The 23,181-nt window shown below is 61.4% G+C and carries 25 protein-coding genes; 16 read left to right on the top strand and 9 right to left on the bottom strand.

Annotated features, from left to right (window positions below; translation table 11 throughout):
- Positions 1–100: 100 nt before the first annotated feature.
- Positions 101–631 carry a helix-turn-helix domain-containing protein gene (locus B9Z52_RS13885; RefSeq protein WP_108411841.1) on the bottom strand — a complete coding sequence of 177 codons (531 nt, stop codon included), beginning with the start codon at positions 629–631 and terminating at the stop codon, positions 101–103.
- A 99-nt stretch (positions 632–730) separates the two neighbouring features.
- Between B9Z52_RS13885 and recG the strand changes: the two genes are divergently transcribed.
- Positions 731–2,800, top strand: a complete 2,070-nt coding sequence (gene recG, locus B9Z52_RS13890) for an ATP-dependent DNA helicase RecG (protein WP_108414457.1) — start codon at positions 731–733, stop codon at positions 2,798–2,800.
- Positions 2,801–2,815: 15 nt separating this feature from the next.
- A complete protein-coding gene (locus B9Z52_RS13895) occupies positions 2,816–3,781 on the top strand; it encodes a LysR substrate-binding domain-containing protein (protein WP_108414458.1) in 966 nt (321 codons plus the stop codon).
- 38 nt (positions 3,782–3,819) lie between these two features.
- Here the strand turns inward: B9Z52_RS13895 and B9Z52_RS13900 are convergent, their stop codons facing one another.
- Positions 3,820–4,935, bottom strand: coding sequence for a fatty acid desaturase (locus B9Z52_RS13900; RefSeq protein ID WP_108414459.1), 1,116 nt, complete (start codon positions 4,933–4,935; stop codon positions 3,820–3,822).
- A 223-nt stretch (positions 4,936–5,158) separates the two neighbouring features.
- Between B9Z52_RS13900 and pyk the strand changes: the two genes are divergently transcribed.
- From pyk to B9Z52_RS13920, 4 genes are all read left to right on the top strand, one after another.
- Complete coding sequence (gene pyk, locus B9Z52_RS13905) at positions 5,159–6,592, top strand: pyruvate kinase (protein WP_108414460.1); 1,434 nt, start codon at positions 5,159–5,161, stop codon at positions 6,590–6,592.
- A gap of 153 nt (positions 6,593–6,745) precedes the next feature.
- On the top strand, positions 6,746–7,810 hold the full coding sequence (fba, locus tag B9Z52_RS13910; protein WP_108414461.1) for a class II fructose-bisphosphate aldolase: 1,065 nt from the start codon (positions 6,746–6,748) through the stop codon (positions 7,808–7,810).
- Positions 7,811–7,885: 75 nt separating this feature from the next.
- Positions 7,886–8,794, top strand: coding sequence for a phosphoribosylaminoimidazolesuccinocarboxamide synthase (locus B9Z52_RS13915; protein ID WP_108414462.1), 909 nt, complete (start codon positions 7,886–7,888; stop codon positions 8,792–8,794).
- Positions 8,795–8,871: 77 nt separating this feature from the next.
- Positions 8,872–9,393, top strand: coding sequence for a DUF962 domain-containing protein (locus B9Z52_RS13920; protein ID WP_108414556.1), 522 nt, complete (start codon positions 8,872–8,874; stop codon positions 9,391–9,393).
- A gap of 159 nt (positions 9,394–9,552) precedes the next feature.
- Here the strand turns inward: B9Z52_RS13920 and trxA are convergent, their stop codons facing one another.
- A complete protein-coding gene (gene trxA, locus B9Z52_RS13925; RefSeq protein ID WP_108414463.1) occupies positions 9,553–10,506 on the bottom strand; it encodes a thioredoxin in 954 nt (317 codons plus the stop codon).
- A gap of 81 nt (positions 10,507–10,587) precedes the next feature.
- Here trxA and purE point away from each other — a divergent pair, with 81 nt between their 5' ends.
- The 3 genes from purE to B9Z52_RS13940 are packed head-to-tail and all read left to right on the top strand — an operon-like array spanning position 10,588 to position 13,317.
- A complete protein-coding gene (gene purE, locus B9Z52_RS13930) occupies positions 10,588–11,088 on the top strand; it encodes a 5-(carboxyamino)imidazole ribonucleotide mutase (protein WP_108414464.1) in 501 nt (166 codons plus the stop codon).
- Positions 11,085–12,323: a 5-(carboxyamino)imidazole ribonucleotide synthase gene (locus B9Z52_RS13935; RefSeq protein WP_108414465.1), complete on the top strand. Its 1,239-nt coding sequence runs from the start codon at positions 11,085–11,087 to the stop codon at positions 12,321–12,323. The genes purE and B9Z52_RS13935 overlap by 4 nt, the downstream gene beginning before the upstream one ends.
- A 1-nt stretch (position 12,324) precedes the next feature.
- Complete coding sequence (locus B9Z52_RS13940; protein WP_108414466.1) at positions 12,325–13,317, top strand: L-threonylcarbamoyladenylate synthase; 993 nt, start codon at positions 12,325–12,327, stop codon at positions 13,315–13,317.
- A 57-nt stretch (positions 13,318–13,374) separates the two neighbouring features.
- On the opposite strand, the gene B9Z52_RS13945 is transcribed toward B9Z52_RS13940, so the two are convergent.
- The 4 genes from B9Z52_RS13945 to dacB all read right to left on the bottom strand — a co-directional run bounded on the left by B9Z52_RS13945 (position 13,375) and on the right by dacB (position 17,110).
- Complete coding sequence (locus B9Z52_RS13945; protein WP_108414467.1) at positions 13,375–14,040, bottom strand: OmpW family protein; 666 nt, start codon at positions 14,038–14,040, stop codon at positions 13,375–13,377.
- An 18-nt stretch (positions 14,041–14,058) separates the two neighbouring features.
- Positions 14,059–15,261, bottom strand: a complete 1,203-nt coding sequence (locus tag B9Z52_RS13950; protein WP_108414468.1) for an SGNH/GDSL hydrolase family protein — start codon at positions 15,259–15,261, stop codon at positions 14,059–14,061.
- A gap of 108 nt (positions 15,262–15,369) precedes the next feature.
- Positions 15,370–15,624, bottom strand: a complete 255-nt coding sequence (locus B9Z52_RS13955) for a SemiSWEET family sugar transporter (protein ID WP_108414469.1) — start codon at positions 15,622–15,624, stop codon at positions 15,370–15,372.
- 4 nt (positions 15,625–15,628) lie between these two features.
- Positions 15,629–17,110 (bottom strand): D-alanyl-D-alanine carboxypeptidase/D-alanyl-D-alanine-endopeptidase, encoded by a 1,482-nt coding sequence (gene dacB, locus B9Z52_RS13960; RefSeq protein WP_233251966.1) that lies wholly within the window; start codon positions 17,108–17,110, stop codon positions 15,629–15,631.
- A 52-nt stretch (positions 17,111–17,162) separates the two neighbouring features.
- Here dacB and B9Z52_RS13965 point away from each other — a divergent pair, with 52 nt between their 5' ends.
- Genes B9Z52_RS13965 through B9Z52_RS13980 form a run of 4 tightly spaced genes read left to right on the top strand, consistent with a single transcriptional unit; the run spans position 17,163 to position 20,302 of the window.
- Positions 17,163–18,128: a DMT family transporter gene (locus tag B9Z52_RS13965; RefSeq protein WP_108414559.1), complete on the top strand. Its 966-nt coding sequence runs from the start codon at positions 17,163–17,165 to the stop codon at positions 18,126–18,128.
- Positions 18,125–18,880 (top strand): tRNA (adenosine(37)-N6)-threonylcarbamoyltransferase complex dimerization subunit type 1 TsaB, encoded by a 756-nt coding sequence (tsaB, locus tag B9Z52_RS13970; RefSeq protein WP_233251967.1) that lies wholly within the window; start codon positions 18,125–18,127, stop codon positions 18,878–18,880. The genes B9Z52_RS13965 and tsaB overlap by 4 nt, the downstream gene beginning before the upstream one ends.
- Before the next feature lie 8 nt (positions 18,881–18,888).
- Positions 18,889–19,374, top strand: a complete 486-nt coding sequence (gene rimI / locus B9Z52_RS13975) for a ribosomal protein S18-alanine N-acetyltransferase (RefSeq protein ID WP_233251968.1) — start codon at positions 18,889–18,891, stop codon at positions 19,372–19,374.
- Positions 19,375–19,387: 13 nt separating this feature from the next.
- Entirely contained in the window at positions 19,388–20,302 is a 915-nt protein-coding gene (locus B9Z52_RS13980; protein WP_108414471.1) for a uracil-DNA glycosylase, read from the top strand.
- A gap of 3 nt (positions 20,303–20,305) precedes the next feature.
- Here B9Z52_RS13980 and B9Z52_RS13985 read toward each other — a convergent pair whose 3' ends face one another.
- Positions 20,306–21,190, bottom strand: coding sequence for a DMT family transporter (locus B9Z52_RS13985; protein ID WP_108414560.1), 885 nt, complete (start codon positions 21,188–21,190; stop codon positions 20,306–20,308).
- A gap of 36 nt (positions 21,191–21,226) precedes the next feature.
- Here B9Z52_RS13985 and pyrF point away from each other — a divergent pair, with 36 nt between their 5' ends.
- The 3 genes from pyrF to B9Z52_RS14000 are packed head-to-tail and all read left to right on the top strand — an operon-like array spanning position 21,227 to position 22,842.
- On the top strand, positions 21,227–22,069 hold the full coding sequence (gene pyrF, locus B9Z52_RS13990; protein WP_199222106.1) for an orotidine-5'-phosphate decarboxylase: 843 nt from the start codon (positions 21,227–21,229) through the stop codon (positions 22,067–22,069).
- Between the two features lie 28 nt (positions 22,070–22,097).
- Positions 22,098–22,532, top strand: coding sequence for a nucleotidyltransferase substrate binding protein (locus B9Z52_RS13995; RefSeq protein ID WP_108414472.1), 435 nt, complete (start codon positions 22,098–22,100; stop codon positions 22,530–22,532).
- On the top strand, positions 22,519–22,842 hold the full coding sequence (locus B9Z52_RS14000; protein ID WP_108414473.1) for a nucleotidyltransferase family protein: 324 nt from the start codon (positions 22,519–22,521) through the stop codon (positions 22,840–22,842). The genes B9Z52_RS13995 and B9Z52_RS14000 overlap by 14 nt, the downstream gene beginning before the upstream one ends.
- Before the next feature lie 21 nt (positions 22,843–22,863).
- On the opposite strand, the gene B9Z52_RS14005 is transcribed toward B9Z52_RS14000, so the two are convergent.
- Positions 22,864–23,163, bottom strand: a complete 300-nt coding sequence (locus B9Z52_RS14005; protein WP_108414474.1) for a BrnA antitoxin family protein — start codon at positions 23,161–23,163, stop codon at positions 22,864–22,866.
- Positions 23,164–23,181 lie beyond the last annotated feature (18 nt).

Below are 23,181 nucleotides of genomic sequence, written 5' to 3' on the forward strand. Positions count from 1 at the left end.
TCATCCCTTTGCAGCGCCTTGACTTGGTAGTAAAACGTGCTGCGAGGCAGCTCGGCCACCTGGAGCAAAGTGGCCAAGGGGTGATGCTGCCTTAGTTCGATCAGGGCTTTCGCTTTGTCTGCGCAGCCTGCTGCTTGGCTCGAACTAAGGCATCCAACTTTTTTAGATAAGCCACCTCCGCTCGCAAGTACTCATTTTCGCGTTGCAGCTCTTGCAACGTTTTGTCCTGCACGGGCTGCTCGCTAGAGGGCGTAGTGGGTTCGGGAGGTTTCATCGGTTTTGGGCGCCCTCGGGGCTTGGGAGCTAATGCTGTGATACCGCCCTCATGGTACTTGCGCTCCCAATCCGAGACAACTCCAGTGCCCCCGCGCAGATCAAACAAGTGAATGGTCTGGTTAAACGAAAGCTCTTCGCGCCACATGTGCTCTAGGACACGCAGCTTAAATTCAGCGCTGTAATGACTGGACTTCTTGGTTAGCCCACTATCGCCGTTTTGAAGAAAGGCGCCCACCCAATGCCGTATCTGTCCATCATTGACTCCGTACTTGGCAGAAAGCTTTGTGTAGCCACCCCCACCGGCTAAGTAATCTTGAACAACAGATTTTTTAAATTTCTCGTCGTACTTCGTCATGAAAAACACCCCAAAGGTTGGATTGGTGTCCAACTTTTGGGGTGCAGTTCATTCGGGCGGCTTTGTTTTTTGGAGCCATCCAAAGGCACAATCGGTGACATGCCTGCCAAGCCCGCCACCCCGCCCGCCAAAACGCTGTCTGCGCCGCAAAAGGCGCTGATCAAGCTGGGCTTGGTGCGCGACATTGACCTGGCTTTGCACCTGCCGCTGCGCTACGAGGATGAAACCCGCATTGTCAAATTGCGGGATGTGCGCGAAGGCGATACCGCGCAGATCGAGGCCACCGTGACGGCCTGCGAGATCACGATGCGGCCGCGCCGCCAATTGCTGGTCACGGTGGACGATGGCTCTGACACCTGTGTGATGCGCTTTTTCAGTTTCTACCCTTCGCACCAGAAGGCCTTGGCGGTGGGCAACCGCATCCGTGCGCGGGGCGAGGTGCGTGGCGGCTTCATGGGCTTGACCATGATGCACCCCACGTTCAAGGCGGCAGGCGGAAACTTGGCGGAGGCTTTGACACCGGTGTATCCCACGATGGCCGGGCTGGCCCAAGCCTATTTGCGCCGTGCCGTCATTACCGGCTTGAACCATGCGGACTTGAGCGAGACTTTGCCCCGAGGCATGGCCTGGCCCGACAAGCGAGGCGCTTGGTCGCTGCGCGATGCGCTGCAGTTTTTGCACCACCCCACGCCCGATGTGTCGCTGGCTGCGCTCGAAGACCGCAGCCACCCGGCCTGGATTCGCCTCAAGTGCGAGGAGTTACTGGCGCAGCAGCTGTCACAACTGACCGCCAAGCGTGAGCGCGATTTGTTGCGTGCGCCCGCTTTGAAGCTTAACTCCAAGGGGCTGTATGGTCAGCTGCTGGCCGCCTTGCCGTTTGGCCTGACGAATGCCCAGCAGCGTGTGGGGCAGGAGATCGCCAAAGACTTGGCCCGCAACGTGCCGATGCACCGTCTGCTGCAAGGTGATGTGGGCGCAGGCAAGACCGTGGTCGCGGCGCTGGCCGCCATGGTGGCTGTGGATGCGGGCTGGCAATGCGCCCTGATGGCCCCCACCGAAATCCTGGCCACCCAGCACTTTGCCAAGCTGGTGGGCTGGCTGGAGCCTTTGGGCGTGAAGGTCGCTTGGTTGATCGGCAGCCAGAAGAAGAAAGAACGCGCCGCCATGCTGGCGCTGATCGAGTCGGGCGAAGCCGCGTTGGTGGTGGGCACGCATGCCGTCATTCAGGACCACGTCAAATTCAAGAACCTGGCGCTGGCCGTGATCGACGAGCAGCACCGCTTTGGTGTGGCGCAGCGCCTGGCCTTGCGCGGCAAGATGCAGGCCGACGGCATGGAGCCGCACATGTTGATGATGACCGCCACCCCGATCCCGCGCACTTTGGCCATGAGCTATTACGCCGACTTGGATGTGTCGGTCATCGACGAGCTGCCGCCAGGGCGCACGCCCATCGTGACCCGCGTCATCTCGGATCACCGCCGTGACGAAGTGGTTTCTCGCATTGGGGCGCAGTTGCAAGAAGGGCGGCAGGTGTATTGGGTGTGCCCGCTGATCGAAGAAAGCGAAGCGCTGGACCTGACCAACGCCACCCAAACCCACGCCGATTTGAGCGAAGCCTTGCCGGGCGTGATGGTGGGCTTGCTGCATTCGCGCATGCCGGTGGTCGAAAAGAAAGCCGTGATGGAGCTCTTCACCGCCGGGGTGATGGGCGTGCTGGTCAGCACCACGGTGATCGAGGTCGGTGTGGATGTGCCCAACGCCTCGCTGATGGTGATCGAACACGCCGAGCGCTTTGGCCTCTCTCAGCTGCACCAGTTGCGTGGCCGGGTGGGGCGCGGCGCGGCGGCATCGGCCTGTGTGCTGCTGTACGGCACGCCCGAAGGCGGACGCTTGAGCGAGACCGCGCGCGAACGCTTGCGCGCCATGGTCGAGACCAACGACGGTTTCGAGATCGCCCGGCGTGATCTGGAGATCCGAGGGCCGGGTGAATTTCTAGGCGCACGCCAGTCGGGTGCGCCTTTGCTGCGCTTTGCCGACTTGGAAACCGACACGCCCTTGCTGGAATGGGCCCGCGCTCTGGCCCCGCAGATGCTGGACCAGCATCCCGAATTGGCCGAGCGCCACATTGGCCGCTGGTTGGGCGGGAAATCCGAGTACCTCAAAGCTTGATGTTCCAATACGGCCATGACCCTGACCGAACTCAAATACATCGTGGCCGTGGCCCGTGAAAAACACTTTGGCAAGGCCGCAGAGGCTTGCCATGTGTCGCAGCCTACTTTGTCGCTGGCCATCAAGAAGCTCGAAGAAGAGCTGGACATGAAGATCTTCGAGCGCAGTGCGAGCGAGGTGTCGGTCACCGCATTGGGCGATGAGGTCGTGCGCCAAGCCCAAAGCGTGCTGGAGCAGGCTGCCGAGATCAAGGAAATCGCCAAGCGCGGCAAAGACCCGCTGTCGGGGCCTTTGCGCCTGGGTGTCATCTACACGATCGGGCCATATTTGTTGCCCGATCTGGTCCGTCAGATCATCACCCGCACACCGCAGATGCCGCTCATGCTGCAGGAGAATTTCACTGTGCGTTTGCTGGAGATGCTGCGCACCGGCGAGATCGATTGCGCGATCCTGGCCGAGCCTTTTCCGGACACTGGCTTGGCAATGGCGCCGCTGTATGACGAGCCCTTTGTGGCGGCTTTGCCGCGCAAGCACGCATTGGCTGGGGCCGCGTCGCTGACCACCGACCAGCTGAAGGAAGAAACGATGCTGTTGCTGGGCAACGGGCATTGCTTTCGCGACCATGTGCTCGAGGTATGTCCAGAATTTGCGCGTTTCTCAAGCCGCACCGAAGGCATCCGCAAGAGCTTTGAGGGCTCCTCGCTGGAGACCATCAAACACATGGTGGCCGCCGGCATGGGCGTGACTTTGGTGCCGCGTTTGTCGGTGCCCGAAGAAGCCTTTTCTGAGCCCGATAAGAAGTCGGTCAACGGCGATGCGCATGTGCGGTATTTGCCCATCGTTGACCCCTACGGTGGCTTGCCGCCCACGCGCCGCGTGGTGCTGGCCTGGCGGCGCAGCTTCACGCGCTATGAAGCGATTGCCGCTTTGCGCAATGCGGTGTACGCCTGCCCACTGCCGGGTGTGACGCGTTTGTCCTGAAGTATTGGGTGGGGTCTTTCAGGGCTAAAGCCGCCTGATCAGACGGTAACCACCGTAGGCAGGTTGCCACGCACCGGGCTGGTCATGTTGCCTTTGAAGTCGGTCCAGCACTCGCGTGTGAAGTCGTACATCTTGCAGTTTTTGGCGGTCTCGAAGTACCACTTCCACGAAAATGGCTGCACGATGATGCGGCCAGGCAGCATCTCTTCGAGCTTGGCTTGGGCCTTTTTCAGGCGGTACAGGGGCACACTCATGTCCACGTGGTGGGCGGTGTGCTCCATGATGTGGTGCATCAGCGCGCCAATGTTGAAGGGGAAGGTCAGGTGCACCGTGGTCGACACGAAGGGCGCAGCCTTGGTCCAAGCGGCCTTGTTGTCATGCCATGACACTTTGACGTGGGTGTGGTGCACATAGACCACAAAGCCGATCATGCTGTTCCAAAAGAAAAAGGGCACAGCAACACCCAACAGCAAGGACAACCAGACCGATTGGCCCGTGGCCACAGCGGCACCAGCAATGGCGGCGATCCAGAGCACACCAAACACGGACACCAGTGAGCTGTCTTTGACGAAGATTGGGCGGCGTGTAGGCATGTGGGTTTTGTTGGGGAAGAACTCGCGCTTCCACCAGATCTCGATCATGTAGTAAAGGCCTGGAGCCCAGCCGCTGCGGTAGGCACGCTCCAGCAGCTTTTGCATGGGGTTCAGTGCTTCAAACTCGGTGGCCGTCAGGGGCGTCCAGACGAAATCCACGCCCTTGAGGTTGGTGTAACCGTGGTGCACCACGTTGTGGCCCGTGTCCCACAGGCTGTAGGGCGTGAGCGAGGGCAAAAAGGCGATGCGACCCAGCACCTTGTTGAGTTCGCGGTGGGGCGTCAGGCTCTGGTGGCAGGCGTCGTGGCCGATGATGAACAGGCGACCGATCACGAAACCGGCCGCCAAGCCGCTCAGCAGCTTGGCCCAAACGGCGTCAAAGGCGATGGTGCCAACGATCAGGGCAACGAACAGAGCGTAGTCCACGATCAGCAAGACAAAGGCCCGCCATGTTGTGCGCTCGGACAGTGGGATGAGCCACTCGCGAATGATTTTGCGGTGTGGCAGAGGCTGATCCAATGGGATCGGTTGGCTGGGATTGGGTGTTTGTGTTGCGGTCATGACGCTCTATCAAGGTAATTCGCTTGCCCCGAGTTTAGTCGCTAGGGGTTTTCCTGCGTGTGACAAGGATCAAAGGGCAGAGGCTCAGAGGCATCAATTTGAGTGCTTTGGGGTATTTTCAGGCAGCGCCACGCATCTTGAACAAGCCATAGACCACCGAAAGAACCGGGTATGTAACCGATTCCATGTGAAAATTGAAACCAAGTTACAAGGAGACCCCTGCATGTCGCGTCGCGCCACCAAAATCGTTGCCACCTTAGGCCCTGCTTCCAGCGATCCCGCCCTGCTTGAAGCCATGATCCGCGCCGGCGTGAATGTGGTGCGTCTGAATTTCAGCCATGGCAAGGCCCAAGACCACGTGGACCGTGCCCGCCTGGTGCGCGAAGCCTCGCAACGCGCTGGCCGCGAAGTGGCCATCATGGCCGATCTGCAGGGCCCCAAGATCCGCGTGGGCAAATTTGCCGAAGGCAAAGTCATGCTCGAGCCAGGTGCTGCCTTTGTGCTGGACGCTTCGCGCGCCGAACCGGGCGACATCCATGGCGTGGGCCTCGACTACAAAGAATTGCCCCGCGATGTGAAAGCCGGAGATGTACTTTTGCTCAACGATGGCCTGATCGTGCTGAACGTGGTGGCGGTCAAAGGAGAGCAAGTGCACACCACCGTCAAGTTGGGCGGCGAGCTGTCCAACAACAAGGGCATCAACAAACAAGGCGGTGGCTTGACCGCGCCCGCCCTGACCGCCAAGGACATGGACGACATCAAAACCGCCATGAGCCTGCTGGCTGATTATGTGGCGGTGAGCTTCCCCAAAAACGCGACCGACATGGAAATGGCTCGCCAGTTGTGCAATGTGGCCGGTGCCGAATACGGCCACAAGCCCGGTTTGATCGCCAAGATCGAGCGCGCCGAGGCCATCCCTCACCTGGAAGCCATCTTGTTGGCCAGCGACGGCATCATGGTCGCCCGTGGTGATTTGGCCGTGGAGGTGGGCAACGCCGCTGTGCCCGCCTTGCAAAAACGCATGATCAAACTGGCCAAGGTGCACGACAAAGTGGTCATCACCGCCACACAGATGATGGAAAGCATGATCACCAACCCGGTGCCTACCCGCGCCGAGGTGTCGGACGTGGCCAACGCCGTGCTGGATGGCACCGACGCCGTGATGCTGAGCGCCGAGACTGCCGCTGGCAAATACCCTCTGGAAACCGTTGAAGAAATGGCCAAAATCTGCCTGGCCGCCGAGGGCGCCGAAGACGTGGAAATCGATGCCGACTTCCGGGGCCAGACCTTCAGCCGCATCGACCAGTCGATCGCCATGGGCGCTCTGTTCACCGCCAGCCACTTGGGTGCCAAAGCCATCGTGGCGCTGACCGAGTCGGGCTCCACCGCTTTGTGGATGAGCCGCCGCCGGGTGCAGATGCCGATCTATGCGGTCACCACCAAACTGTCCTCGCAGCGGAAGATGGCCTTGTTTCGCAACGTGCGGCCCCTGCTGATGGACACCAGTGCTGACCGTGATACCGCCTTGATGCAAACCGAGGGCTACCTCAAAAAACGCAACATCGTGAGCACCGGCGATGTGTACGCCATCACCTGTGGCGAGCCCATGGGCTCGCCCGGCGGCACCAACATGCTCAAGATCTGCCGGGTGGGTTGAGCCTGATCCTGCTGCGGCCCACACAGGCCGCAGCCAGGCAGTCTGGGGTATTCAGTCCACTGTCAGACCAGAACCTATAAAATTCAGCCCAGTTACAGGCCGGGTACATGCTCGGCTTTGCCCGATTTTTAAACTCTCTGGGAAATCACCACCATGGCACTCGTTTCAATGCGCGAGCTGCTGGACCATGCGGCCGTCAACGGCTACGGCATTCCAGCTTTCAACGTCAACAACCTCGAGCAAGTCCAGGCCGTCATGACCGCCGCCGACGAAGTCGGTGCCCCCGTCATCCTGCAAGCCAGCGCCGGTGCCCGCAAATACGCCGGTGAGCCCTTCATCAAGCATTTGATCCAGGCGGCTACTGAGCAGTGGCCCCACATTCCCTTGGTCATGCACCAAGACCACGGCCAAAGCCCCGCGATTTGCCAAGGCGCGATCGACCTGGGTTTCTCGTCGGTGATGATGGACGGCTCCCTGATGGAAGACGGCAAGACCCCTGCCAGCTTTGACTACAACGTGGACGTGACCCGCCGCGTGGTGGACATGGCCCACAAGATGGGTGTGTCGGTCGAAGGCGAACTCGGTTGCCTGGGCAACCTCGAAACCGGCGAAGCCGGTGAAGAAGACGGCATTGGCGCCGAAGGCAAGCTGGACCACAGCCAGATGCTGACCGACCCCGAAGAAGCAGCCCAATTCGTCAAGTCCACCGGCCTGGATGCGCTGGCCATTGCGATCGGCACCAGCCACGGTGCCTACAAGTTCAGCCGCAAGCCCACGGGCGACATTTTGGCGATTTACCGTGTCAAGGAAATCCACGCCCGCATCCCCAACACCCACTTGGTGATGCACGGCTCGTCCAGCGTGCCGCAAGAGTTGCTGGCGCTGATCAACCAGTACGGCGGCCAGATGAAGGAAACCTACGGCGTGCCCGTCGAGGAAATCCAGGAAGCCATCAAGCACGGCGTGCGCAAGATCAACATCGACACCGACATCCGCCTGGCCATGACGGCCGCTTGCCGCAAGTTCCTGTTTGAGAACCCCGACAAGTTCGATGCCCGCGAATGGCTCAAGCCCGCCCGCGAAGCGGCCAAGCAGCTGTGCAAACAGCGTTACCTGGAGTTCGGCTGCGAAGGCCAGGCCCCCAAGATCAAGGGCGAAACCCTGCAAGTGGTCGCTGCCCGTTATGCCAAGGGCGAACTGGCGCAGGTCGTCAACTGAGCCTGCGATAATCGACCCGAATGGCCCGTTGACTGTTCAACGGGCCTTTTTCTTTTTTGCTTTGACTGTTTTGCCATGACCTCTGCGCTCCACACCTCGGCCCTGACTTCCCTGCCTTTGCTCGCGCGTGGCAAGGTGCGCGACAACTACGCCGTGGGCGACGACCGCATCTTGATGGTGGCTTCGGACCGCATCAGCGCCTTTGATGTCATCATGGGCGAACCCATCCCCGGCAAAGGCGAGTTGCTCACGCAAATGGCCCTGTTTTGGTTCGACAAACTCGGCCCCAAAGGCCTGAACATCTGCCCCATCCACCTGACCGGCGATGCCCCTGAGAGCGTGGTGTCGGCAGAGGAAGTGCCGCAAGTCAAAGGCCGCTCCATGCTGGTCAAGCGTTTGAAGCCCATCCCGGTCGAGGCTGTGGTGCGTGGCTATCTGGCGGGCAGCGGCTGGAAGGAATACCAGGAATCCCGCTCCGTCTGCGGCGTGCCCTTGCCAGAAGGTCTGAAAAACGCCAGCAAATTGCCCGAGCCCATCTACACCCCGGCGGCCAAAGCGGCGGTGGGCGAGCACGACGAGAACATCACCTTTGAACAAACCGTGGCCATGATCGGTGCCGATCTGGCTGGGCGCATCCGCGACATCAGCATCGCGCTGTACAAGGCGGCCCGCGACATCGCCGCCACCAAGGGCATCATCATTGCCGACACCAAGTTTGAATTTGGTCTGGACACCGATGGCACCTTGGTGCTGATGGACGAGGTGCTGACGCCCGATTCGTCGCGCTACTGGCCTGCCGACAGCTATGTGGAAGGCGCCAACCCGCCCAGCTACGACAAGCAGTTCTTGCGCGACTGGCTGGAGACCGCCCAGGTCAACGGGCAGCTCTGGGACAAGACGGCGCCCGCACCCCGCCTGCCCCGCGAGGTGATCGAGAAAACGGCCGCTAAATACCAGGAAGCCTTGCAGCGCCTCATGGCTTGACAATGCGGCCGACGGCCGTTTGAATGGGCATGCCCGTGGCGCACACGGGCGGTATGGCTTACAGAAAGAGACACACGATGAGTTTTTTCCGACCCGCCAACGCACTGATGGTTCAGTACGCCCACTACCACCGCGACCGCCGCAACATCGCCACCCATCTGGTGGGCGTGCCTCTTATCTTCATGGCCATTGGCATCCTGCTGACCCAGCCCGAATGGGCGGTGGGCAACGTGCTGCTGACACCCGCCTGGCTGGTCTGGGGGCTGACCAGTTTGTGGTACCTGTCGCGTGGCAATTTCCTGCTGGGCTTGGCCACGGTGGTGGTCAACGGCTTGTTGATCGCCTTGGCGCATGGACTGGCGTCCATGGCCGCGCAAGTGGGTTTGGCCGCCTGGCAGCTGGGCCTGGCCATCTTTGTGGTCGGCTGGATCATCCAGTTTGTCGGCCACTACTGGGAAGGCCGCAAACCCGCCTTTGTGGACGACATCGTGGGCTTGCTGGTGGGCCCCATGTTTGTCGTGGGTGAGGTGCTGATGGCCTTCGGTTTTCTGGGCCAAATGCGCATGGCCATCGAGCGGCAAGCAGGGCCTTCGCGCTGAGGCGGCACCGTTTTTGTTGAGACCCTGCTTCGTCATGGCGAGCGAAGCGTGGCAATCCAGTGTTTGAAGACAGGCCTGTGTTGATGCAAAGCCGCTGCTGGATGGCCACGTCGCTGCGCTCCTCGCCATGACGGCTTGGGGCATGTTCGTGGCATTTCCTCAGTTCAGCGCCATGCTCAGCTTGCGCCTGTAGCTGCCGATCATCGCCACCAGCGGGTCCTCTTCGACCGCCGACTTGCCCATCAGCTCAATACCGCCTGCCGATTTGCCGGTGCCATCTTGGGTCTTGGGTTTTTGTGGGGTCATCAGCTCCAGCAGGGCGACAAAGGTTTTGCGGGGGGCTTCGTTGTCCCACTTCTTGTCGCGCATGATGATTTCCAGCAGCTCGTCCATGGCCGCTTCCCATTGGCCCACGGCGATCAAGAGGCGACTTTTGGCAAAGCGGGTTTCAAAGTCGCGTTTGTTCTGACCAATCAGTTCGTCAAACTTGGCAAGTTCCCATTGCCCGCGCGGGTCGTTGGTCACGAATTCCAGCGCATTGATCCATTGCGTCTGGGCCTCAAAGCGCAGCGGCACAGGGATGCGGGCCATGGCTGGGGCCAGCAAGGCGGCGGCTTCGGCCAACTCGCCCAAGCCGATCAGCAGCTTGACCAGGTCAAAGCGGGCGTCGTCGTTGCCGGGGTCTGTGGCCAGGGCTTGTTCCAATGCGGCGCGGGCGCTGTGCGGGTCGTCTGCTTCAAGTTGCGGCGGGGCTTCTTCGGCGGCGGCTTGGGCCTGCAGTTCTTCGGCTGCGGGGAGGTGTTTGTCCAAAAACTGCTTGACCTGGCCCTCGGGCAAAGCGCCCATGAAGCCATCAACTGGCTGCCCGTTCATCAACAGAACGCAAGTCGGGATGCTTTTGATGCCAAAGGCCGAGGCCAGTTGCTGCTCTTCGTCGGAATTGATCTTCACCAGTTTGAAGCGGCCTTCATAGGCGATCTCGACCCGCTCCAAGATGGGGCCCAGCGATTTGCAGGGGCCGCACCATGGGGCCCAGAAGTCCACCAGCACAGGCGTGGTCATGGAGGCTTCAATCACCTCGGCTTCAAAGTTTTGTATCGTGACGTCCATCATGGTGGGCAGTGTTCCGGGTTGTGTTTCGGCTCAAGGTGGAGCGAAACCTTAAAATTCGAGATTGATCACGAAAAGCACCCAATGACTCAAGCGCTCATCGGCGTCGTCATGGGTTCCAGCTCCGACTGGGACACCATGCAGCACGCAGTCCAGATTCTCCAACAGTTTGGCATCCCCCACGACGCCCGTGTGGTTTCGGCCCACCGCATGCCTGACGATATGTTTGCCTATGCACAAAGCGCGGCCGAACGCGGTCTGCAGGCCATCATTGCGGGCGCAGGCGGCGCGGCCCATTTGCCCGGCATGATCGCGGCCAAGACCGTGGTGCCGGTGCTGGGTGTGCCGGTGCAGACCAAGGCCTTGTCCGGCGTGGACTCGTTGCACAGCATTGTGCAAATGCCCAAGGGCGTGCCGGTGGCCACCTTTGCCATTGGCGCTGCTGGGGCGGCCAATGCGGCTTTGTTTGCCGTGGCCATGTTGGCCAACAACGACCCGGCTCTGCGCCAAAAGCTCGAAGCCTTTCGCGCTGAGCAGACCGCCATGGCCCGTGCGATGACCTTGCCCCCGGTAGGTGCGGCATGAACAAGAAGCTTCACAAAGTGATGCTGCCTGGCGCGGTCGTCAATGGCCAGCCCGCCACCTTGGGTGTGATGGGCGGTGGCCAGTTGGGCCGCATGTTCGTGCACGCAGCACAGGCCATGGGTTACTTCACCGCCGTGCTCGACCCCGACACCGCCAGCCCGGCCGGGCTGGTGAGCCACCACCACATCCAGACCGATTACCTGGACGAGCAAGGCCTGGCCCAGCTGATGCAGCGCTGCGCCGCCATCACCACCGAATTTGAAAACGTGCCCGCGCCCGCGCTGGTCACGCTGGGCGCACACCGCCCGGTGGCCCCGGGTGCCGATGCCGTGGCCATTGCGCAAGACCGCGCCGCTGAAAAAGCCCACTTTGTGCGCTGCGGCGTGCCGGTGGCACCCCATGCGGTCATCGCCACGCCCGAGCAATTGGCCGCTGTGCTGGATGGACAAAACACCCCCTCGGGGGGCAGCGCAGTACACGAAGTGACAAGCGTGGGGGCAGACCTTTTACCCGGCATCCTCAAGACCGCCCGCATGGGCTACGACGGCAAAGGCCAGATCCGCGTCAAGACCCGCGAAGAATTGAGCGCCGCTTGGGACCAGCTCAAAAACGTGCCCTGTGTGCTCGAAAAGATGCTGCCTCTGAAAGCCGAATGCTCGGTCATCGTGGCGCGTGGGGCCGATGGGCAGATGGTGAATTTCCCGGTGCAATCGAATCTGCACCGCGAAGGCATTCTGGCCGTGACCAGCGTGTACGAAGGCGCGGTGCCCGCCGACCTGGCCGCGCAGGCCGTGGCTGCCACCCGTGCCATTGCCGAAGGCCTGCATTACGTGGGCGTGCTGTGTGTGGAGTTTTTCATCCTCGAAGGTGGCCAGTTGGTCGTCAACGAGATGGCACCGCGCCCACACAACAGCGGTCACTACACGATGAACGCCTGCGACCAGTCGCAGTTCGAGCTGCAGGTGCGCACGCTGGCGGGTTTGCCGCTCACGCAGCCGCGTCAGCATTCACCGGCCATCATGCTCAACCTGCTGGGTGATTTGTGGCCCGAAGGCGGTGCACCGGCTTGGGACCAGGTGCTGGCCCTGCCTGGCACGCATTTGCATCTGTACGGCAAGCTGTCTGCACGCCCCGGTCGCAAGATGGGCCACCTGAACATTACCGGCACCACGCCAGAAGCCGTGCGCGCCACGGCCTTGCAAGCTGCGGCGCTGCTCGGCCTCGAAGCATTCTGAAATGATCTTGACGGCAGACGAACGCGCCATCGCGCAAGCCGCGCAGGCTTTGCGCGACGGCCAGCTGGTGGGCCTGCCCACCGAGACGGTGTATGGCCTGGCGGCCAACGCCACCGACGACGCGGCGGTGGCCCAAATTTTTGTGGCCAAAGGCCGTCCGCCCGATCACCCGCTGATCGTGCATGTGGCCAGCGCCGCGCAGGTGCCGATCTTTGCCGCACAGGCGCCCGACTTTGCGCAAGCCTTGATCGACGCCTTTTGGCCCGGCCCTTTGACCTTGATCTTGCCGCGCCAAAGCGGCGTGGCCACAGCCTCGGCCGGTGGGCAAGACTCGATCGGGTTGCGCTGCCCCTCGCACCCCGTGGCCCAGCAACTCCTCCATGCGTGTGCGGCCTTGGGTGTGCACGGCGTGTCAGCGCCCAGCGCCAACCGCTTTGGCCGCGTGAGCCCCACCACCGCAGCGCATGTGCAGTCTGAGCTGGGCCAAGACTTGTTGATTCTGGATGGTGGCGAATGCGCAGTGGGCATCGAGTCCACCATCATCGACTGCACACGCGGTGCGCCAGTGCTGCTGCGGCCCGGACACATCACCCGTGTGCAAATTGAAGCGGCTTGCGGCCGCACTGTGCTGGACAAGGACGCGCCACAGGAGGTGATGGGCCAAGCCGCGCCACGCGCATCAGGCACGCTTGAATCGCACTACGCGCCACGCGCCAAAGTGCGCTTGATGTCTGGGCAAGACATCGATGCCAAGCTGCAAGCCTTGGGCCCGCACGCCAACAACTTGGGTGTGTGGTCAGCGCTGCGGCCCGACGCGGGTGCCGGTGTGCTGTGGCGAGCCCAAGCGCAGAGTGCCGAGCAAGCCGCGCATGATTTGTTCAGCGTGCTGCGCGATCTGGATGCGCGGGGTGTTTCGCAAATCTGGGTGCAGCTGCCGCCAGGTGCTCCCGAGTGGGAAGGTGTGCGCGACCGCCTGCAAAGGGCGGCCGCCTGAGGGTGAAAAGCAAAACGCCCGCAGTAGCGGGCGTTTCAAGCATCGTCGCTGGTGCGATCAATAACGCATGCCAACACCCAAGGTGATGATCGCGGGGTTGAGGGTGGTGTTGATGCTTTGACCCGTCGACAAGGTGGTCGTGGTTTTCAACAAGGACTTGGTATAAGAAAAGTCCACAAACCAACGGTCATCCACTTGGTAGGCCATGCCTAAGCCTGGACTCAAGGCGAATTTGGAGTCAACCTTTAAACCTGTGCTGCCACCCACGGGGTTCAAGGGGTTCAAGCTGTTGAGTGTGGCGCTGCCTTGGGCATCGTGAAAATAAGCGTAGCTCAGGCCCAACATGGCATAAGGTCTGAATTTGGCATTGGACTCGCCAAATCGGTATTGGGCAAAAACACTGATGGGCAATGCGGTGACTGTGCCGATCTGTCCAACGCCTGCAATGGCACCTGTGCCGTAGAGTTTGTGTTTGAAGCCCAGTCCCAGGGGGACGGCGACGGCCCAATTTTGATCCACCATGTAGGTCACTTGGGCCGTGACTTGGTTGTCCGCACCCACATCGACTGTGGTGCCTGAAGGGGATGGGGCGCTGAGCGTGCCGCTGCTGACGCTGGGGGCAATGCGCGTCATACCGCCTTGAATCAGCCATGAGCCTGCTTGTTGAGCTTGTACAGCTGACAGACTGCCCAAAGCGGCCAGAGTCAAAAGAATTTTTTTCATGTGGAGTCTCCTTGAATTTCAGAGCCAGCCAGCGCGGGCCAGAGCGCGGGACACCGAGGCGGCCAGCAAGCTGTGGCCGTAAGGGGTGGGGTGGAATCCGTCCGAAAATGCGTATTTTTTCCACCAACCAGGTGTCTTGCCCGTGGTGCCATCTAATGCGGATGAAGTGCAAGTTGGAAAAGTGTAAGTGGGCAATTGATCGCTTCCAACGCCAGTTATTGGGCAAGAAGCATCGGCTGTGTTGCTCAAAGCGTAATTTGTGGGGTTGGTAACTTCGTCCCCGAAATCTGTATAAAAGTCGACCAAGGCCACACGTGCATCAGTTCCGATATTGGCTTTAAGTCTTGTATTAAAAGCGCTTATCCATTGCCGAATTGCACCTTGCAATGCTTGAGCGGTTGCTGCATCCGATTGCGCAGTAACGCCAGCGAGGACCATTTGAAACCGTGGGGTCAGCGTGATGTCTGGCATGTTTAGAACAGCGACATGTGTTGCGCCCTTGTCCAGAACCTGTGACTTGATCTGGTCATAGAACGTGTCAGCCAGCTTGAGCATATAAGCACCAGCAGCTTGCGCCGGACCAGTATTGGGAATCGAAAGCAGAGTACCCAAGGTTGAGAGATCGAGTTGTTGTAACAGGAGGGTTTGATACGCCGTTATGCCGGAGGGTCCTTGAGCCAAACCAAGATATGCGCCAACTAGATCGGCAGCGTCGTTTCCTCCTCCGTCAATTAAAACAAGGTCAGTGGAGACGTAATTGCCGCCATTCGCACGTTTGATGAGTTGGTTAACGATGTTTCGGGGATTCGCAGAGTTGGCGCTAGCATTTTTGATGTCGGCTGGCACTATGATTCGACCAGCACCAATGGCGTAATTGGTACACCCAGGTTGGGTGTTGTCTGCGTAACTCTCGTTTGTCCAATTGCCAGACAAGTCATACGTGAGTTGCCCAACGTATGCGTTGCATTGCGACAGCGCGTCAAGTCCAAAATTACTGGCAACGATCTGAGGCCAAATGGGGAAGCCTTTAGCGTTTGATGAGTCTTGAACTGTGAACTTGATGCCGAACGTTCCCACATCGGCCAAGCTGTCACCCATGACATAAACCTTGCTGATTGCCGTTTTGGAGGGCAGACTGTTATTGCCGCCACAACCCGCCAGCCCCAAAGCCACGAGCGCCGCCAGCCCCGCGCTCCATCCGAATCTCGCCACATTTCGCATGCCTCGTCTCCTGTTGTTGTGAAAAGAACGACCGTTCTTTTTCCATGCTAGGACGAAACCTTTTGTAGGGTTATGGGGTAAATACCAGTAAACCAGTAGACGCGCGCTTCAGCGGTAGCGCAATTTCATCACCAAAATCATCAGCGCCAGGCTGGTGGTGATGGTGTTGGCGATGATGATGGGCCAGGCCATCATCAGCACGCCATAGACCAGCCACAGCGCCACGCCCACGGTGAACAGGCTGTACATGCCCAGCGAGATGCCGCTCACATCGCGTGTGCGGAAGGTGTGCCAGGCTTGCGGCACAAAGCTGGCGGTGGTCAGGATGGCGGCTGCGGTGCCGACCCAGTCGATCAGGTTCATGGCTTTATTGTCGCTGGCGTTTGGCCACGGTGCGCGGGCTGTCGGTGTTGTTCGTGTCAAGCACGGCCCATTCCAGCAATTGGTCCAACGCAGGCCGTGCTTGGTTGGCATTGGGGTGGTTGATGATGGCCACCACCGCGTAACGCTGGCCGCTTTGGCCTTGCACATAACCGGCCACCGAGGCCACATCGCGCAAAGAGCCGGTCTTGAGCCAGGCCTGTCCGATCACGGGTGAGTTGGGGTTGCGCTCGCGCAATCGTGCGCTGGTGCCGTCCACCCCGGCCACAGACAAGGAGTTTTGAAACGCCGCCGCATGAGGTCCGCTGCTGGCCGCTTGCAGCAAGGCCGTCAGGGCCTGCGCGCTGCTGCGCTCTGTGCGCGACAGGCCCGAGCCGTTGTCCAGCACCGGCTCGTCTTGCGCCGGAAACTGCTGGCGCCACCACTGCAAGACTCGCAGGCGAGAGGCCTCAAAGCGCCCGGGTGCACCCATGTCGCTGGACAGGGTCAAAAACAACTGCTGCGCCATCACGTTGTTGGAAAACTTGTTGATGTCGGCGATCACATCGGCCAGCGGCAGCGAGGGTGCCTCCAGCAGCAAGCGGGCTGCAGCAGGCAGCTTGCCGTAGCGCACCTGGCCACCCAGCCGGTTGCCGCTGGCCAGCCACACCGCCTGGACCAGTTTGCTGCCGTACACCTCGGGCGAGGCGTAAGCCACAGGCCAAGGCCGCTCGCCACAACTGGCCGGGTAACTGCCCGCAAAGCGCACTTGGTGGGCCTGAGAGAAGTCGGCCCGCAGCTGGCTGCGCCAGTCCTGGCAAGGGCCGTTGCCCATGGGCACAGTGCGAGGCGCATCGAACCCGGCCAAAGGCGGCTCCACCCGCACGCTGACCTGGCCGGTGGCGGCATCGGGCGTGAAGGTGTAGATCAGCGCCTTGAAATTGAGCAGCAAGCCATCGGGGCTCACGTTGTAGGGGCGCAGCGGTTCGTCGTCAAACGCTTCGGTGCGCGGTGTGATCTCGAACACGCTGCGGTCGAGCACGATGTCACCCTGCACATCGCGCAGACCCAAGGCGCTCAGCTGGGCCATCAGGTCTTGCAGTCGCTCGATCACCAGCTTGGGGTCGCCGCTGCCGCGCACGATCAGGTTGCCTTGCAGCACGCCGTCCTTGATCGGCCCATCGGCATAAACGCGGTTGCGCCAGGTGAAGTCCGGGCCCAGCAAGGACAGGCCGGCATAGGTGGTGATCAGTTTCATCACCGAGGCGGGATTGCTGGCGACGTTCGCCCGGTGTGCCAGTCGTGGGCTGGCGCTGTTCAGGGGCGTGACTTGCACACTGACGGCCGAGGGCGGCACGTTGGCCTGGCGCAGGGCTTGCAGGGCGGCGCGGGGCAAGTCGGCGGCATGGCCGACCGTTGCACTGATGGCCATGCAAAAGCCCATCCAGCCACTCAAGAAAGGGTGCAAACCCGGGTATTCATTCTTCATGACAGGAGTCTAACGGTCAGTCCTCCTTCGAGTGGGCCGTATGATCGACGCCATGCGATTTTCTTCACGAACCGTGGGCTTGGCCTCGGCAGTCATCACGGTGCTCATCTGGACCGGTTTCATTGTCATTGCGCGGGCCTCGGCCTCGCGTGGGTTGTTGCCGCTGGACATTGCGCTGGCCCGCATTTTGGGCGCCAGTGCGGTGCTCTTGCCCTGGGCCTGGTGGCTCATGCGACCGGCCCGCCAGCGCGGCGAGCAGGTGGGCTCATTGTTCGGCTTGTCGCCACTGCCTTGGGGGCAGACGGTGCGTGCCGGCTTTTTTGGCGGCTTGCTCTACGCTGTGTTGGCCTACAGCGGTTTCTTTTTTGCCCCTGCAGCGCACGCCTCAGTCCTGATGCCGGGCAGCTTGCCCTTGTGGACCACTTTGTTGGCTTGGCTGGTGCTGCGCGAAAAAATCCCGAACAGCCGCGTGCTGGGCTTGGGCTTCATCGTGATGGGTGACTTGCTGGTCGGCGGTGTGAGCTTGCTGAGGGCCTTCGATGGCGGTGATGTCTGGAAGGGCGATGTGCTGTTCATGACGGCGGCTTTTTGCTGGTCTGCCTACAGCGTCACGGTGCGCCGTTATGGGCTGGACGCGGTGCGTGCCACCATGGCCATCACCGCTTTTGCATTTGTGTTCTTTGTACCCGCTTATGCGCTGTTGACCTTCACAGGCGTGCTGCCTACGCATTTGACGCAAGCGCCTTGGTCCGAGATCCTTTTTCAGACCGCCTTTCAGGGTGTGGGCTCGGTGGTGATTTCGGGCATCACCTTCACGCAGATGGTGCGTCACTTCGGCCCCGTGAGATCGACCATGATCACCGCCTTGGTGCCGGGCTTGTCGGCCTTGGGGGCGGTGTGGTTCTTGGGTGAACCCATGCACTGGAACTTGCTGGCCGGGCTGGCGCTGGTCACCGGCGGCATTTTGTTTGGGGTGCGACAGGCCAAGCCTGTGCCCGCTGCTGGAGTCAAGGCATGAGCCCGACCACGCCCGAGTTGCGCTGGCTGGCGTTTGACACCAGCACCGATGTCTTGTCCTTGGCCGTGGCCCGGGGCGAGCGGGTCTGGGTGCAGACCCTGCCCGGTGGCGCGCAGTCGTCCAGCGGTTTGATCCCGGCGGTGCTGGCCATGTTGGCCGAGGCCGACATGCCGCTGGCTTCGCTGACGGCCATTGTGTTTGGCCGGGGCCCAGGCTCCTTCACGGGTTTGCGCACCGCATGCGCTGTGGCCCAGGGCCTTGCTTTTGGTGCCGACATTCCGGTCTTGCCGGTCGACACTTTGTTGGCCGTGGCCGAAGAGGCGCGTTGGCAGCGTGTGCAAGGTGGTGCAGCCGATGCCGATTTGTCGGTGCTGGCCATGCTGGACGCCCGCATGAACGAGGTCTACAGCGCCGCTTACCAATGGTCATTGGCCAGCCAGTCTTGGCAAGGCTCGTCGGCCTTGCAGGTCAGTGCGCCCGAAAAAATGCAGGCTCCCGGCAGTCAGCTGCTGGCGGGCAATGTGTTTGAAGCCTATGGCCCCCGTCTGGTCATGCCAGGCGATCGTTGCCAGGCTTTGCCCACAGCGGCGGCATTGTTGCGCTTGGCCCCGAGCCTCTGGGCGCAAGGCCTGGCCGTGCCGGCCGATCAGGCCATGCCCTTGTACATCCGCGACAAAGTGGCCAACACCACCGCCGAGCGCGAGGCCATGAAAGCCCAGGCCGCTGCGGCCAAGGTGGCTTCAAACCCATGAGCGCTGTCATGCCCTCAGGCCGCGCGCAGCCGACCGAAGCCATCCGCAATGCCGTGACCTTGCGGACCATGACGCCCGAGAACCTCGATGCGGTCATGGCCATCGAGCAAGCGGCCTACAGCCACCCTTGGTCGCGCGGCAATTTCAGGGATTCATTGAACCCGCTGTTCGATGCCCAATGCCTGTGGCTGGGCGACGAACTGCTGGGCTATTTTCTGGCCATGCACGGCGTGGAAGAAATGCATCTGCTCAACATCACCGTGGCGCCAGCGCACCAGGGCGAAGGCTGGGGCCACATGATGTTGGATGCCTTGTCACTGATCTCGCGCAACGTGGGCGCCCAAACGCTGTGGCTGGAGGTGCGCCAGAGCAATGCCCGCGCCTTGCAGGTTTACACGCGCTACGGTTTTGTCCGTGTGGGCCTGCGCAAGGATTACTATCCTGCAGACCGCCAGCAGCGTGAACACGCGGTGGTGATGAGTTTGAAGCTGTGAACCGGACGTATTGATGAGCGACCCCACCCGATTTGACTTGGACGACCGCCAACGCGCCATGCTGGCCGAGATGGGCGTGCGCGTGTGGTGGCCATCCACCCCGGCCGAGCCTGCGGCCCAAGCCATGCCCGCTGCGTCAGCGCCCGAAGCGGCCTCTGCCGTGGTGTCTACGGTGGCACATCTGTCGGCCACAACGGCGGCGCCGACCGCGACAGCTTCCACAGCACCCACCGCCGCCCCGTCAGTGGCGCCACGCCCCCCGCAAGCTGCACCCGTTCGACCTGCGCCAGCACGTCCTGCGGTTGTGCCGGTGCCGCTGCTGCCCACCCGGCCGCTGGCCGAAGGCGTGGACCGCATGGACTGGACCGCGCTGCAAGAAACCGCGGCGGCTTGCCAAGCTTGTGACTTGTGTGCTCAGCGCAAAAAATCTGTCTTTGGCGTGGGCGACCCACAGGCCCCATGGATGGTCATTGGCGAAGCGCCAGGCGAGGAAGAAGAGCAAGCGGGTGAACCTTTTGTGGGCCAGTCCGGCCAATTGCTCGACAACATGCTCAAGGCCGTGGGCCTGAGCCGCCAGGCGAAGGGCGAGAGCGAAGGCGAAAGCGGTGTCTACATCGCCAACGCCATCAAGTGCCGACCACCGGGCAACCACAACCCCACGCCGCAAGAGCTGGCCACCTGTGCGCCCTATCTGGCGCGGCAGGTGGCTTTGGTGCAGCCCAAGATCATCTTGCTCATGGGCCGCTTTGCCGTGCAATCGGTGCTGCAAACGACCGAGCCCATCGGCAAGCTGCGCGGTCAGGTCCACACCTACCAAGGCGTGCCGGTGGTGGTGACCTACCACCCCGCTTATTTGCTGCGCAACCCTGCCGACAAGGCCAAGGCCTGGGCCGATCTGGTGCTGGCGCTCAAGACGGCGCAGGGCTGATATTCAAGCAGCGGTTTTTTGCGGCCACAGCACCGCCGCGATCGACACCATCATCAAACCCACGGCGGCCCAGTCTTGCCAGTGCAGCACCTCGCCCAGCAGCACCGCGCCGCTGAAGACCCCCAGCACCGGGATCAGCATCACGCTGAGCGTGGAGGCCACGGGCGGCAGGCTGCGCGCCAGGTAGAACCAGGCCGCTTGCGCAAAGCCGAACACCAGCAAGGCATTGAAAGCGATGGCGCCCCAAGTCGCATCGGACGGCGCATGCCATTGATCGCGCTCGAGCAACAAGGCCAATGCCGTCATCACCACCGTGGTCAGGGCTGCCATCCAAAACGAAATCGTCAGCGTGGGCACCGGCATTTTGGTGCGCCGCAGCAGCTGTGTGCCCAGCGCCCAGGTGCTGGCCGCGCCCAAAGCCAGCAACACGCCCAAGGGCTTGCCGCTCAGGTTGGAGATCTCGTGCCACAGCAGCAAAACCACCCCCAGCGATGCCGCCGCCACCCCGCCCCAAGCCCGCTTGGCCAGCCGATCGCCAAACACCAGCGCGCCCAGCACCGCAGAAAACATGGGCATGGTGTAACCCAAAATCGCCGCCCGCCCGCTGGACAAAGACTGCACCGCCACGATGATCAGCCCGTGCCAGAAAAACATGTTGAAAGTGGCCAGGGTTAGCAGCTCGCGCCAATGCTTGCGCTCGATGCGAAACGGCACGCCCTGGGCCAGCAGCACCAAGCCCAACACCGGCGTGCCCAGCCACATGCAAATGGTCCGAAAGGTCAGCGGCGGAAATCCGGTGACGCCGATTTTCATGATCGGCCAGTTGACGCCCCAAACGAGGGTGAGCAGGACCAGAACAGTCCATTGACGTGGTGTGAGTTTGTGCATGACCGGCATCTTAGCCCTCGCCTTTAAAATGGGCACATGACCTTCCTTGACATGTTGCGCACCGCCGAGCGCCAAAACGGCTCCATGCTTTGTGTGGGCTTGGACCCTGAGCCCACCAAGTTCCCGGACCGCATCAAGGGCGATTCGAACAAGATCTACGATTTTTGCGCATCCATCGTCGATGCCACCGCCGATCTGGTGAACAGCTTCAAACCCCAAATTGCCTACTTTGCCGCCCACCGCGCCGAAGGCCAGCTCGAGCGCCTGATGGAGCACATGCGCCGCGTGGCACCCCATGTGCCGATCATCTTGGACGCCAAGCGTGGCGACATCGGATCGACCGCCGAGCAATACGCCATCGAAGCCTTCGAGCGCTACGGCGCCGACGCCGTGACCCTGTCGCCCTTCATGGGCTGGGACTCGGTGGCCCCGTATTTGAAGTACCACGGCAAAGGCGCGTTCTTGCTGTGCCGCACCTCTAACCCCGGCGGTGACGACCTGCAAAACCAACGCCTCGCGTCTGTGGAAGGCCAGCCATTGCTGTACGAGCACGTCGCCAAACTGGCCCAAGGTCCCTGGAACCTGAACGGCCAGCTGGGTCTGGTGGTCGGTGCGACCTACCCGGCCGAGATCGAACGCGTGCGCGCATTGGCCCCCACCGTGCCCCTGCTGATCCCCGGCGTGGGCGCACAAGGCGGCGACGCCGTGGCCACCGTCAAGGCCGGCTGGCGCGCCAACCCCGATGGCTCCAGCGCCGGCCCCATCATCGTCAACTCATCGCGTGCGGTGCTTTATGCATCGAGCGGTGATGACTTTGCCGCGGCTGCCCGCAAGGTGGCCATGCAAACGCGGGATACGCTGGAAGCGGCCAAGCGCTGACAGTCGCAGGCTCTACAGGAGCAAAAACATGGCGCTGGACGTGCAACAACTCAACAGAAGGTGTGACACGCTGGAGCAAGCCATATTGGGGGTCAAACAACACCCCGAAGCCACAGATGGCGTGTTGTTTGACCTGTACCGCAACGCCGCCATCAAGAGCTTCGAGCTGTCGTTGGAAACCGCAGGCAAGTTGCTGCGAAAAGCGCTCAAAGCCTTTGAGGCATCGCCCCGCACCGTAGACGCCTTGGTGTTCAACGATGTGTTGCGCCATGCGGGTAAGCACGGTGTATTGAGCAGCGCCGAGGTAGAGCGTTGGCTGGCCTATCGGGCCAATCGCAACAGCACCGCGCATGACTACGGTGCAGGCTTTGCCAACGACACCTTGCAGCTCTTGCCTGCCTACTTGCAAGATGTGCGCGTCTTGGCCGCTGCACTGCAAAAGGTGTTTGATGCCAGCGCTTGAGCTGGCTGCGCTCGACTTGTCCGAGCGCCATCGTCAGAAGCTGCAAGCACTGCTGGCCTTGCACACCCCCCATGCACAAGTGTGGGCCTATGGCAGCCGCGTTAACGGCAATGCCCACGAAGGCAGCGACCTGGACTTGGTGCTGCGAAACCCCGCAAATTTGAGCCAAGACGTACAAGGCTGGGATCAGCTGAAAGATGCCTTGCAAGCCAGCGACTTGCCCATGCTGGTGGACGTGCATTTGTGGTCGCGACTGCCGCAGGCGTTTCACGCGAACATTGCAGCGGCATACGTGGTCTTGCAGGCTTGATTTAAAACGGCGCACAGACGGTCACCTTGTGCCGGGGTGCTCCGCAATGAATTGACGCAGCGCAGCGTCAATGCGTGTTTGCCAGCCATCGCCGCTGGCTTTGAAATGATCCAGCACTTCGGGTGACAGCCGAATGCCGACCCGCACCTTCGTCGCATCTGCCTTGGGGCGACCGCGTGGTGTCAGTAAAGCGTCTGTGCTCGCTGGGCTGAAGATGCTGGCCAGCACCTCACGCGCAGGCTGTGCTTGGACAAAGTCTTTTTTGGTCCAGGTAGGGTTGTCAATGTCGGGGGTGTGCTGTTGAGTTCTGCGGTGGCTCATGGCAGTTGGTTGCGTGTT

This window comes from Limnohabitans sp. Jir72 (assembly GCF_003063575.1).
In the GTDB taxonomy this organism is placed as follows: Bacteria; Pseudomonadota; Gammaproteobacteria; order Burkholderiales; family Burkholderiaceae_C; genus Limnohabitans_A.